General features: G+C 34.8%; 11 protein-coding genes. 8 read left to right on the forward strand and 3 right to left on the reverse strand.

The features are described 5' to 3' along the window. Position 1 precedes the first annotated feature (1 nt). The 4 genes from GWI97_RS16675 (at position 2) to GWI97_RS18500 (ending at position 6940) form a co-directional block, all read left to right on the forward strand. Positions 2-5335, forward strand: coding sequence for a DUF637 domain-containing protein (locus tag GWI97_RS16675; RefSeq protein ID WP_161752147.1), 5334 nt, complete (start codon positions 2-4; stop codon positions 5333-5335). Beyond that, positions 5335-5841 (forward strand): contact-dependent growth inhibition system immunity protein, encoded by a 507-nt coding sequence (locus GWI97_RS16680; RefSeq protein ID WP_036938372.1) that lies wholly within the window; start codon positions 5335-5337, stop codon positions 5839-5841. The genes GWI97_RS16675 and GWI97_RS16680 overlap by 1 nt, the downstream gene beginning before the upstream one ends. A gap of 591 nt (positions 5842-6432) precedes the next feature. Then, positions 6433-6741 carry a contact-dependent growth inhibition system immunity protein gene (locus tag GWI97_RS18495; protein ID WP_115370391.1) on the forward strand — a complete coding sequence of 103 codons (309 nt, stop codon included), beginning with the start codon at positions 6433-6435 and terminating at the stop codon, positions 6739-6741. A 4-nt stretch (positions 6742-6745) separates the two neighbouring features. Next, complete coding sequence (locus tag GWI97_RS18500; RefSeq protein ID WP_231039442.1) at positions 6746-6940, forward strand: contact-dependent growth inhibition system immunity protein; 195 nt, start codon at positions 6746-6748, stop codon at positions 6938-6940. Positions 6941-7085: 145 nt separating this feature from the next. On the opposite strand, the gene modE is transcribed toward GWI97_RS18500, so the two are convergent. After that, positions 7086-7877 carry a molybdenum-dependent transcriptional regulator gene (gene modE / locus GWI97_RS16690; protein ID WP_087803643.1) on the reverse strand — a complete coding sequence of 264 codons (792 nt, stop codon included), beginning with the start codon at positions 7875-7877 and terminating at the stop codon, positions 7086-7088. 159 nt (positions 7878-8036) lie between these two features. On the opposite strand from modE, the gene GWI97_RS16695 reads away from it, so the two are divergent. After that, positions 8037-8180 (forward strand): AcrZ family multidrug efflux pump-associated protein, encoded by a 144-nt coding sequence (locus GWI97_RS16695; protein ID WP_071788544.1) that lies wholly within the window; start codon positions 8037-8039, stop codon positions 8178-8180. 98 nt (positions 8181-8278) lie between these two features. Here the strand turns inward: GWI97_RS16695 and GWI97_RS16700 are convergent, their stop codons facing one another. Then, positions 8279-8419 (reverse strand): hypothetical protein, encoded by a 141-nt coding sequence (locus GWI97_RS16700; protein ID WP_161681519.1) that lies wholly within the window; start codon positions 8417-8419, stop codon positions 8279-8281. 246 nt (positions 8420-8665) lie between these two features. On the opposite strand from GWI97_RS16700, the gene modA reads away from it, so the two are divergent. The 3 genes from modA to modC are packed head-to-tail and all read left to right on the forward strand — an operon-like array spanning position 8666 to position 11204. Beyond that, positions 8666-9436: a molybdate ABC transporter substrate-binding protein gene (gene modA, locus GWI97_RS16705; protein ID WP_087803638.1), complete on the forward strand. Its 771-nt coding sequence runs from the start codon at positions 8666-8668 to the stop codon at positions 9434-9436. A 17-nt stretch (positions 9437-9453) separates the two neighbouring features. After that, positions 9454-10146: a molybdate ABC transporter permease subunit gene (gene modB / locus GWI97_RS16710; protein ID WP_036938363.1), complete on the forward strand. Its 693-nt coding sequence runs from the start codon at positions 9454-9456 to the stop codon at positions 10144-10146. Next, positions 10140-11204 carry a molybdenum ABC transporter ATP-binding protein ModC gene (gene modC / locus GWI97_RS16715; RefSeq protein ID WP_036938362.1) on the forward strand — a complete coding sequence of 355 codons (1065 nt, stop codon included), beginning with the start codon at positions 10140-10142 and terminating at the stop codon, positions 11202-11204. The genes modB and modC overlap by 7 nt, the downstream gene beginning before the upstream one ends. 77 nt (positions 11205-11281) lie before the next feature. On the opposite strand, the gene GWI97_RS16720 is transcribed toward modC, so the two are convergent. Beyond that, entirely contained in the window at positions 11282-12103 is an 822-nt protein-coding gene (locus GWI97_RS16720) for a pyridoxal phosphatase (protein ID WP_036938361.1), read from the reverse strand. Positions 12104-12187 lie beyond the last annotated feature (84 nt).

Genomic DNA, 12187 nt, shown 5'->3' on the forward strand with positions numbered 1-12187 from the left:
TATGTGTGAAAAGGATATTTCTTGGAAACAACGTTTAATAAGTTATAGCATAGCTTATGTAATTGCTATTTATCCATTACATCCAGCTTGGAGTTTAGCAATTACGCCCTCCGATAAAACGATTAAAGTCAATCAGCACAATACTGTTCCTATTATTAATATTGTAGCACCTAATGATCTTGGTATTTCTCATAATAAGTTTCATTCGTTCAATGTTAGCAAGCAAGGTGTTGTAATTAATAATGCGACAACTTCTGTTAATACACAATTAGCCAAACAAGTAAATGCCAATACTAATTTAAAAGGAAGTGCTGCTCATTTAATTATTAATGAAGTGGTGGGAAATGGGCGCTCACAATTACAAGGAAAATTTGAAGTCGCGGGAGAACAAGCGAAAGTTGTTATTGCTAATCCAAATGGCATTACGTGTGATGGCTGTTCATTTATTAATACTCCTACAATTACGCTAACAACAGGAAAACCTCTTTTTAACCCTCAAGGTGCTTATTCGGCAATAGAAGTGAAAAAAGGTGGTGTTGTTATTGGCAAGCAAGGCATAGATCTCCGAACTCAGGATTATGCCGACATTATCAGCCGCAGTATTGAGTTAAATGGAAAAATTAACGCTAAAACCCTTTCTTTAATGCAAGGAAATAACCGTATCGATTTTGATAAAGGTACAGTAAATAGCATTAATGGTGAAGGCGTTAAACCTACGCTGTCTATTGATACGAAAGCGCTAGGTGGAATGTATGCCAATCAAATACGTCTAGTTAGTACAGAAAAAGGTGTCGGTGTTAATTTAAGTGATATTAAAACGAACCAAAACAGTGTGAATTTAACCGTTGATGGAAAAATTACCTTTAATGGCAATATTCAATCTGATCAAGATATTAATGTTAGTAGTAAAGAACTACAAATTAATAGTAATACAAAGTTAAAAGCAAAAAGAGATATTACTTTAGCAACTAATACGCTGATTAATCATAGTAAAGTTATCTCAGAGAAAGATATGCGTTTATTTGCAGATAAACTCACTAATAAAAATGAAAAGGCACTTATTCAAGCGAAAGATAATTTATGGATACAGAGAAATGCGCAGGGTGAACCAAGCACTTTAATTGAAAATCAATCAGCCACGATAAAAACAGAAAAGGGTGATTTGATTATTAGAACTAAGAAATTGGTTAATGAATCTATAACACCTTTATTTAAAGAGATAAAACAAGAGCCTAATTCTAAAGAATTTTACAGTGTTAGAAATCAATTTATTCCATCTTATCCAAGTAGTAGTTTTTCTCAGGGTAATTATGAAGCATATATTATTTCTTACATACCTGAATTAATAGATGAGAAAAATAAAAAATGGTTTGGTGTGGCAAATTTAAATGATGATTATGGTATAAATACTGAGAGAGAAAAAGTAGATTTAATTTCAAGTTATATCGGTTCTAAAATTATTTCTGGTAATAATTTATACATTCAATCCAATAGGATTTTAAATAGTCAATCATATATTTTAGCAAATAATAATTCTATTTTAACTGGAGAGAGTGCTTTTTTTTTAAATTACTCAATAGGTCAGTTAGATAAGTGGGTGATATATGAAAATAGAAGTCCTTTCCCAGAAATAAATTCACTATTTGAGATACCAAATAATTTAGTTGAAAAATCAAAGTATAAAAAAGTATATTTATATATACCATATATTTCCACTGATATTTATAGTTACCATTTTAAATTTGGAAAAAACAATGAACATATCAGAGCAGAAGAGAATTTAATTTTAGATTTTAAGAATAGCATTAATATAGAAACTAATCCCCCATCTAAGTATTCATCAATAAAAAAATCAATAAACAAGTTACACTCAGGTTATAATGTTTTAGCTAATAACATATTGATTAATTCTAATTCTATTAATATATCGTCAAATATAAATTCAAATAATGAATTATCTGTTATCTCTAGTGGAGATATTATTGTAAAAGATTCACACCTCTCATCTAAAAAATCATTAAGCTTAATTTCAAATAAAAATATAGAGCTTAACCAAGTAGATCTAACAGCAAAAGACGGTGTTGTTCTTGCTAAGAATGGAAACATTGATTATACATTAAATCCCATTTCTGCATTTAATGAAAATGATGTTTTAACTCCACCGGCTATTAATGTCTCTGATTCTATTTTATTTCAATCTGGAAAAGATATAACTTTTAATAATATTGAAATTAATAATGCTAACTTCTTAAGCTTAATTTCACAAGGTGATATAAAAATTCAGAGAAATGAATCGGAACTTTTTAAGATATTACCATATTTTCATTTGTATAATAAAGAGCCTGCATTATCAAAAACGGAAAGCTGGAAAACGCGAGGTGATATTATATTTACGGCTGGTAAAGATATTATTAGTCAAGGAATAAAATATCACAGCGATAAAGCTATAACCTTTAATGCAGGACAGGATATTTTCCTTGCCTCAAAATCAATAAAAGAAGCCGATCCTTTTTTTAGTGATATTCATTATCCTCAATTACAATCTAAGTTATTTTCAGACAATAACCTTATCTTAAATGCAGCGCGTGATATTGATTTAAGTTCAACAGTATTAAATTCAAAAGATAAAGTCATTGTATTAGCAGGTAGGAATATAAAGCTGGGTACAAATGCTTATTCTGCCATCAAAGATCCCCACGAAGATTCTCAAGATATCCAGTATAGCACAGCGGCCATTATAGGAAATAAAGGTATTTCGATTGCGTCATCAGGTGCGTTAATAACAGAAGGTAGTTCACTCAAATCAGACGATAACATTACGATATCCAGTGGTGGTAATATTCAATTAGGATCGGTAAAAACACATTTTCGTAAAGAGTCGGGTTCTAAGTTAGAAGAACTTCGCAAACAAGTCAGTACTGAAATTAATAGTGGTAATAATTTAACTCTATTATCTGAAGGCAGTATTTTATTTCAGGCATCAAAATTGATTGCCAATAAAGAGATAGATATTGCTGCTAAAGGTGGATTTCTTTACGCACAAGCGATGGAAGAATCGAGTTATTACGAAGAAGAGAAGAAAAAATGTAATCGATGGACTTTATGTACTACCAAAAAGAAATATACGAAAAAACGTCATAATACAAATAATAAAGTTACCGATTTCATCGCTAATGGCGATATTAATTTATTTGCTAAAGATGATATTACCTTAGAAGCGAGCAAACTAGAAACAGCGAAGAATGCAAAATTAACCAGTAAAACAGGAAAAGTTAATTTTAAAGCAGTTAAAAATACAGCATTTAAGCAAGTTATTACTAATTCAAAAGATATTTATATTACTCAGCGCGATCAGGGATATATAAAAGAGAGTTGGGCATTACCGACACTTTATATTGGTGGAAAACTGACTATTGATGCTCCTAAAGGAATATCTGCTGATATTAAAGCTCAAAAAGGACAATCACTAGAACAAGCATTAACAGTTTTAAGTAACACTCCAGAATATGCATGGCTTAAAGATCTTCAACATCATCAAAACGTCAATTGGAATTTAGTTAAGGATACCTATTCTGATTGGGATGATAAAACAAAACAATTAAATCCTGTTGTTGGTGCGGTTATCGCTATTGCAGTGGGAGTTGCCACTTACGGTACAGCAACCGCGGCAACTATTGGTGGAATGGCAAGTAAGGCAACCATTGCGGCGGGCGCTTCAGCAAGCGTGGCTTCAACGGCATCGGTTGCAGCACAAGCAGGTTTTGCCTCTTTAGTTTCGCAAGCGGCGGTCTCTTTAGCTGAAAACCAAGGCAACATCTCTAAAACACTTGAATCACTGGGGCGTAGCGACACGGTCAAGTCTGTGGTGACGAGTATGGTTGTTGCGGGGGCACTTCAGGGCCTTGACCAATTTATGGGGTGGGATCAAGCAATCCAAGGTGGAACATTACCTTCAACAGGTAAGTTACTTGCGACCGATAGCGCAACATGGAATCAAGTTGCACAACGCGTTGCCTCTCATTCAGTCGTCAGTTCAACATTGGGCACTACCATACAAGGTGGCAGTTTTATTGATAATTTTAAAACCGCGCTATTAAGCAATATCGGTAGTCAGCTTCATGCCGAAGGCGCCAATTTAATTGGTGATAATGGCGCGGTATTAGGGCATGCAGGAAAGGTTTTAAGTCATGCAACATTATCTGGTTTATCTGCCCAAATTAGTGGAGGAAATATTAATGGTGCAGTTATAGGTAGCTTAGCTGCTGAAATTGCTGCTATTTCATTGGGTGATAACACTATTAAGGCTGAGGAATGGCAGAGAAAATCAGAATCACAAGCGCAATTTGTTAGATTATTTGGTGGTATTGTCGGTGGTGTTTTTACTGGTGAGCCAGGTGGTGTATATAGTGGTGCTAGTTCAGCTGAGAATATATTCCGTTTCAACCATTTATTTCATGATATTTCGATGGATTTCGATCGAGAAATACATAAATGTGGGTCTAATGCTGAATGCCTATCAAAGATAATCGACAAATATACAGTTTTTAGCAATGAAAATAGTTTAAAACTAGATGTTGAATTAAATACTAATCCGTTAGCAGTTATAGAGATCAAGAAAAAAAGAATTGAAAATGCACTTGAATTAACTAAAAGACCATATTGGGCTAGCTATCTTGGTGCTGATACAATGCAAACTGAGATAGCTAAACAATATGTTCAATATTGGAATTCGCAAGATTTAGATAAAATAGATGTAAACACTCCTTCTTGGTTAAAGTTTTCATCGTGGATCTCAGAGCCAGATAACCAGTTTTTTCTTGTTAGTGCTGGTTTTTTAGTTAAAGAATTAAGCGATTTTGCTATTAGATATTTTGGTAGAAATTCAGCAAGTAAAACAATTTCTGCTTCTGAAATTGGTATGAAATGGTCTTCTGGGGGAGGAAATATAAATACACAAGGAATGTCATGGGAAAACTCTATTGCGAAAAGCTTACCTGTTCACACTAGATTGCCAAAAAATTTTAAAACATTTGATTTTTATATTGCTAAAGATAAAGTAGCAATAAGTGCAAAAAGCCTAGATACTCAAACGATGAGTAAACTTAATCGACCAAAACAAATTTATAATACAATTAAAGGTAATATAGATGATGCTGCAAAATTTGAAGGTTATAGATTGTCAGGAGTTAATTTACATTCAGAAATGATAGCAAAACGAGAAATTTGGCTTGCTGTACCACAATCGACAACAAAGGCCCAATGGATTGAAATTAATCGTGCGGTAGCTTATGGAGAAAGTATGAATATTGAAGTAAAAATAACGCAGGTAAAATGATGACGTTTATTAACGATAATGAGTATTGTGCTTTGATAGTAATGACAGATAAATTTTTTTGCTTAAATACGGAATCTGGCTATGGGCTAATGACACTCGATCCTAATTTTTCATCAATTATACTTTCTTTAACATGTTCAAATAAGGAGCTTGGCGAAAGTTTAATTAAAGTTTTAGAGAATAGTCGAACTCAGCTCAAAGATGAGGAATATGACAAACTCTTTAAAAAGGAAAATATAAAAAAAAACTGGGATTCATGGCTAGAATTATTACAGTATAAATATAACTATCGCTCAAAACGTCAACTTTTAGCTAATATGCTAAATTGTTCTGTTTATCTTTCTAATAACAAAATATTAATTTCACCTTCTCACCATTCAAGTCTTGAAGGATGGGAAGGAATAGGGGCATCCCATAAGGTTATTTTATCGCTAGATAGCTCATCTGATGAGATAGGTTTGGGTATTCGGCTTGCATTTAGTCGGTGTACTACGAAGAGATTTTAACTTAATGAAAGTGAGTATTTTTGTATAATTGAAATATAATATATATGTAAATTATTAGGCAATAAATAATTAAATGTTTTTAATTTGATTTTTAATTGAATTGATAGGGATTTTTCTTTTTTGAGTTTTTAATGAATTATATGAGTACCGCCCAGTAGGGTATGAAGGAGAAAATAAAATTGGTGATTATTTTCGTTTTATTGTCCCTAGTATTTATGCTTCGATTGAAGATATTCCTGAAGATTTAAGAAAATATGTTGTAGTCTCTGATAATATTGATTTTACTAAAGATAGATTACTCGATAATAATAAGATTAATGATTATTTTACTCGTATGTACTCAAAATAATTTTAGTTACTAAATTTTAATGAGAAAATTATTTAATCCAAAAACTATTGCTTAATATGACAATTAGGTGATGGTTTTTTATTTAACGATAATTATCTAAGTTGTTTATAAAAAGGGAAGTAAAGATGATTATAAACTACTGAATGACAGGAATTAATCAATGGAAAATAATTAGCTATTCAATTAAAAATGCATCTTCAAAGAATATTAGGTTTAATATTACTGTAATTGAGGAGTAGTTAATGATTATATCGAAGGGCTATAATTTATATGCGGATATTTACTTTAATTATGATTACTATATTATAGTAACTATCTCGGGATGCTATATCCACTTTATGGATTTAAAAAATGGATATAACGTTTTATCTAAGAATATCACTGATGATAAGTTAGGTCATTATTCAAAAATTTCTTTAAGTAATAGTAGAAAAATAGAAAGTAACTCACAAGAATTTAATGAGATGTATAATGATAAAAAATATTATTCAGAGTGGGTAAAAAAAATAATTAAAGAATATAGTTATAAAAATAAAATAGCTCATATTTGAAAATATGAACTTATGTGGTTTAAGCTTTATAGGTAATGAAATTATTATTAAGCCTCAAAACCATTTACGTATGGATCATTGGGTCGGCGAGGGAATACCTGATAGCGCAATTATTACGTTAAAAAGCAATTGTAGTGACGAGGTTTTAGGTGCCTCAATAAAAGAAGCATTTACGCGTTGTATTAGTCGAAAAGTTTAAATGGATATTAAAATTACCTTATATCAATCAAGTGTAAGGTAATTTTATATAATTTAATCAATTAAAAACCATCACTTAATATTATTGTTAAAATAATAACTAAGTGATGGTTTTATCTTTTATTTAAAAGTAATCATATTAATGATTAACACAGTGTTGCAACAATCACCTGATCAGCATTAAATAAAGCCGTTACGCTGTCATTAATATGTAGTTTTTGCTCTTTAACATGCTGATTAGAACATGTGGCACAAACTTCTTGTCCACCTTCTAATGTCACCACTAATTCGCTGTTTTCACTACCTGTCTCAATTTGAGTGAGTGTGCCTGAAAGCGCATTGTCATATTGCTGTGTTAAAGAAGTTCCTTTTTCAATATTGACCCAAGGTGCCTTAATTAAAATCAGTACTTCTTTACCTTTTTTAAGCCCTAGGCGATCAGCGCTTTTCTCTGTTAAAGCAGCACGAATGATCGTTTTTCTATCTGCAAGTTGCACATTAACATGTTGTTGAACTTGCAGGTTGTCACGCTCAATAATCGTACCAAAAAATTGGTTTCTAGCGCTGGTTTGTAATGAAAAACGAGAAATAGCCGCTAAAAGACTATCCAGAGGGAGTGAATCATCTTTCAATACATCAAAGGCTTTTTGCTGAATTTGACCGAGCAGATCGTAAAGTTGAAGTAAGCGCTCACAATAATGTGTGAGAGTTGCACCACCGCCACCTTTACCGCCTGTTGCTCTATCAACAAGAAGTTCGTCCGCGAGTTGATTCATTTCATTAATGGCATCCCAAGCACTTTTATAACTAATGCCCGCCATTTTTGCCCCTTGGCTAATTGAACCTGTCGCCTTGATCTGTTTTAACAATGCAACACGACGAGGATCGGCAAAGAGCTTATCTTGAAGTTTAAGAGTTAATAATATTTCTGCTTGCATAATGATAGGCTTCTTCTTTTTTTGTGTGTTTATCGCATTTTTTGTGCCGACACAAAGCGATAATTCTCTAGAATATATACATCTATAGCGTTATTATTCGTCATTCGTGAAGAAATGCCAACTCTGGCTTTCCGAATATACCATGATAAAGAGGTTATCATGCTTGAATTATTGAAAAGTTTAGGGTTTGCTCTCTTGATGGTACCTGTTGTAATGGTACTGATTATGGGCATCATTTATGGTTTAGGTGAAGTGTTTAACTTGATTTCACCAAGTCAGCCAAAAGCAGACAAAAAATCATAATTTCTCCCTTCCTGATTTAGAACAGCCCTTTATTTTGTAGAGGGCTGTTTTTTTATCTACGCGTACTTGTCATACTTCAAGCCACAGCGTCATTCGCACTAGCCACATAACTCATGATACTCGTCATACTTCAAGCCACAGCGTTGTTGGCTGTGTTCATTCGCATTAGCCACATACTCATGATACTCGTCATACTTCAAGCCACAGCGTTGTTGACTGCGTTCATTCGCACTAGTCACATACTTATGTATGCTCCTAGCGACTCATTCACTTGTCGCCTAGCTGTGACTTGAATTATTTAGAGTATCTATTCACACATTTTAAATTGTCGTGTTGTTGAGTACGCTTCTATTTCTATTTTTTACCTCTATTTTTATGGTTATATTTATTGATATATAACCAGTTTCTAACATCTAATTCTTTCATTTTACGCTGTATCTTGGTATATACAGCGTGTCATCCTTTAATTTAAGTGGAATTAGAACATGAAAAAATTATCAGGCAAGCTACTTGCTGGCGCAGTTATCTCTTTTGCTTTAGTAAGCCAAAGTTTTGCATCGGAAAAAGTAACGGTATTTGCTGCCGCTTCTCTGACCAATGCTCTTAATGAAATTTCGGCACAATATAAGCAAGAAAATAAAACTGAAGTTGTTGCATCTTATGCCTCTTCTTCAACACTGGCTCGTCAAATTGAGCAGGGTGCACCTGCAAATCTGTTTATTTCAGCAGATCAGCAGTGGATGGATTTCGTTATCGATAAAAATTTAATGGTTGCAGATTCACGTCATACACTATTAGGTAATGATTTAGTACTCATTGCCCCTAAAGATAGTAAATTAAATGACGTTGTTATTAATAAGGAAACTAAATGGAAATCCTTACTTAATGGCGGAAAACTAGCCGTTGGCGATCCTGACCATGTGCCTGTTGGTATCTATGCGAAAGAATCATTAGAATATTTAGGCGCATGGGATACAGTAAGCCCAGATATGGCTCGTACTAATAACGTGCGTAGCGGTATGGCGCTGGTTGAACGCGATGAAGCACCATTAGGTATCGTATACGGTTCTGACGCGGTTGCGAGTGATAAAGTGAAAGTGGTCGGCGTATTCCCAGCTGATAGCCACAAACCTGTTGAGTATCCAATGGCAGTTGTAAAAGGTCAGGACAATAAAGCAGCTCGTGATTTTTATGACTATCTGAAAACACCTCAAGCCGCAGAAATCTTTAAGAAATACGGCTTTAGCCCACTGTAGGAATTATACTTTTGGAGATGTTAAGTGAATACGAATGGCAAGCCATCATACTAAGCCTTAAGGTATCGACTGTTGCAGTTATTATTAGTCTACCTTTTGGTATTTTTATGGCTTGGCTTTTAGTTAGGGTACGTTTTCCCGGTAAATCATTGCTTGATAGCATTATCCATTTACCTTTAGTTCTACCTCCTGTTGTGGTTGGTTATCTTTTACTGATCAGTATGGGGAGACGTGGATTTATTGGTGAATGGCTGTATGACTGGTTTGGTTTTAGCTTTACCTTTAGTTGGCGAGGCGCAGCACTTGCATCCGCAGTCGTTGCATTTCCATTGATGGTAAGAGCGATCAGATTAGCATTAGAAGCTGTCGATCAACGTATGGAACAAGCAGCGAGAACCTTAGGGGCCTCACCGATACGCGTCTTTTTTACCATAACGTTACCTTTGTCTATGCCAGGGATCATCGCAGGAATTGTGTTGGCATTTGCGCGCTCATTGGGAGAATTTGGCGCAACAATCACTTTCGTCTCCAATATTCCGGGGGAAACAAGAACTATTCCTCTAGCAATGTATACCTTGATTGAAACACCGGGTGCGGAAATGGATGCGGCTCGTTTGTGTGTTATTGCAATTATTTTGGCGCTCGTCTCTTTAATGGCTTCAGAGTGGCTAACTCGTTGGGGTCGTAAAAGATTGGGGGGCGTATGCTAGAGATGAATTTTAAACAGACGCTAGGATCACTGCGTCTGGAAGTCAATACTGAACTACCAACAGAAAGTATTACCGCTGTTTTTGGTTTATCTGGAGCCGGTAAAACCTCATTGATTAATGTGATTGGCGGTTTAACCAAGCCAGATTCAGGACGGATTATATTAAATAATCACACACTGGTTGATACAGAAAAGAAAATTTATCTGCCACCTGAAAAACGTAAAGTGGGTTATGTATTCCAAGATGCCAGACTGTTTCCTCATTACACTGTAAAAGGAAATCTGCTTTACGGTATGTCGCCGACAATGAAAGTGCAGTTTGATCGCATTATTCATTTATTAGGGATTGGTCATTTACTCACTCGTTTTCCTATCACTTTATCAGGCGGTGAAAAACAGCGTGTTGCCATAGGACGAGCGTTATTAACAGCGCCTGATATTATGTTGATGGATGAGCCTTTGGCTTCACTTGATTTACCGCGTAAACGAGAGTTACTGCCATATTTAGAAAAGCTCTCACAAGATGTACAAATTCCTATTTTGTATGTGAGTCATAGCCTTGATGAAATTATTCGACTTGCAGATAACGTCATTGTGATGGATGCAGGAAAAATTAAGGCGACAGGTAAGCTGGAAGATGTATGGGCAAGCAGTGCATTACGTCCTTGGTTACAAAAAGAGACACTCAGCAGTATCGCGAATGTGATGGTAGTAGAACACCATAGCCATTACGATATGACAGCAACGGCTTTCGGTAATCAAGTGCTGTGGTTGCCTCAAATCGAGACTAAAATTGGTCGTGATGTTCGTGTTCGTATTGATGCTTCTGATGTGTCACTGACTACCACTCGCCCATCAAATAGTAGTATTCGTAATATTTTGCATATGAAAGTGGTTGAAACCATTAAAAATGATGGCCAAGTTGATGTGAAACTTGTCAATGATGGTAATTATTTATGGGCAAGGATCACGCCTTGGGCAAAAGATGAATTGAATATTCAAGAAGGGCAATGGCTTTATGCGCAAATTAAGAGTATTTCACTAAGCCGCCATCTTTGATTTATCCGTTATATGTGTCGATAAAAAGACCTCATTAAAAACGAGGTCTTTTTCTTTTAGCTGAGGTAAAAATAAGGCTAAGACAAAATATATTTATGAATAGTTTCAGCAATACCTGGTTGTGAATTCACTTTAGTGACCATTCTTGCGCGTGCTTTTACTTCATCTGAAGCATTACCCATTGCAACACCTAAGCCAACATGCTCTAGCATGCTAAGATCATTAAAATTATCACCAAAGGCAATAACGTCACTCATATTCATACCATTCGCTTCAACCCAGCGTTGTAAACGACGACCTTTACTGTTGCCTTTTTTGGCGATATCAACTTGATCAACCCAAGACCATTCACACTCTAAACCGACTTGTTGCTCAATTTTTTCAACTAAAGTGCGTAATTCATCGTGATCAGGCGTTGTTGTTGCAATTTTCCAAATGGCATTAACATCATGCATGGCTTGATAGAAATCATCGACTTTGATTAAATTTGGACGCTGTGCAGTAGGTAATGTTTCTGACCATTTTAAAGTGCGTTGCACTGGGGCTGATAGTTGGTCATACATCATTGCATCATCAGCATAAACTAAGTGATGTACATCTGTTTGTTTAACAAGATCTAATACTGCGCTGGTTTCTTGAGTCGTTAATGGATCGGATTCCAGTACCTTTTTACCAATATAATCATAAAGGTAAGTCCCATTACAGCAGATCGCAGGGGTATCAAGATCGAGTGCTTGATAGAATGGATGAATAGCAACATGATGACGACCTGTTACAATTAAAACTTTAACACCTGCTTTTCTTGCAAGATTGAGTGCTTCTAAAGATTCTGGCAGGATACGTTTTTGGTCATCAAGCAGTGTGCCATCAAGATCCAAAGCAATAACGCGATATGACATAAATAAGCCCCTTGATAGTATTAAGATGCAATGTTGCTGATGGTACACGTTAACCAATAAAAGATAAACTAGCTTAATCGTGAC

It is taken from the genome of Proteus sp. G2300 (assembly GCF_009915965.1).
Classification (GTDB): Bacteria; Pseudomonadota; Gammaproteobacteria; order Enterobacterales; family Enterobacteriaceae; genus Proteus; species Proteus vulgaris.

Coding starts and splice junctions, on each gene's coding strand:
- GWI97_RS16695 (WP_071788544.1), top strand. CDS start 8,037: ATGCTTGAATTATTGAAAAGTTTAGGGTTTGCTCTCTTGATGGTACCT.
- GWI97_RS16675 (WP_161752147.1), top strand. CDS start 2: ATGTGTGAAAAGGATATTTCTTGGAAACAACGTTTAATAAGTTATAGC.
- GWI97_RS18495 (WP_115370391.1), top strand. CDS start 6,433: ATGATTATATCGAAGGGCTATAATTTATATGCGGATATTTACTTTAAT.
- modC (WP_036938362.1), top strand. CDS start 10,140: ATGCTAGAGATGAATTTTAAACAGACGCTAGGATCACTGCGTCTGGAA.
- GWI97_RS16680 (WP_036938372.1), top strand. CDS start 5,335: ATGACGTTTATTAACGATAATGAGTATTGTGCTTTGATAGTAATGACA.
- modE (WP_087803643.1), bottom strand. CDS start 7,877: ATGCAAGCAGAAATATTATTAACTCTTAAACTTCAAGATAAGCTCTTT.
- GWI97_RS18500 (WP_231039442.1), top strand. CDS start 6,746: ATGAACTTATGTGGTTTAAGCTTTATAGGTAATGAAATTATTATTAAG.
- GWI97_RS16720 (WP_036938361.1), bottom strand. CDS start 12,103: ATGTCATATCGCGTTATTGCTTTGGATCTTGATGGCACACTGCTTGAT.
- modB (WP_036938363.1), top strand. CDS start 9,454: ATGTTAAGTGAATACGAATGGCAAGCCATCATACTAAGCCTTAAGGTA.
- modA (WP_087803638.1), top strand. CDS start 8,666: ATGAAAAAATTATCAGGCAAGCTACTTGCTGGCGCAGTTATCTCTTTT.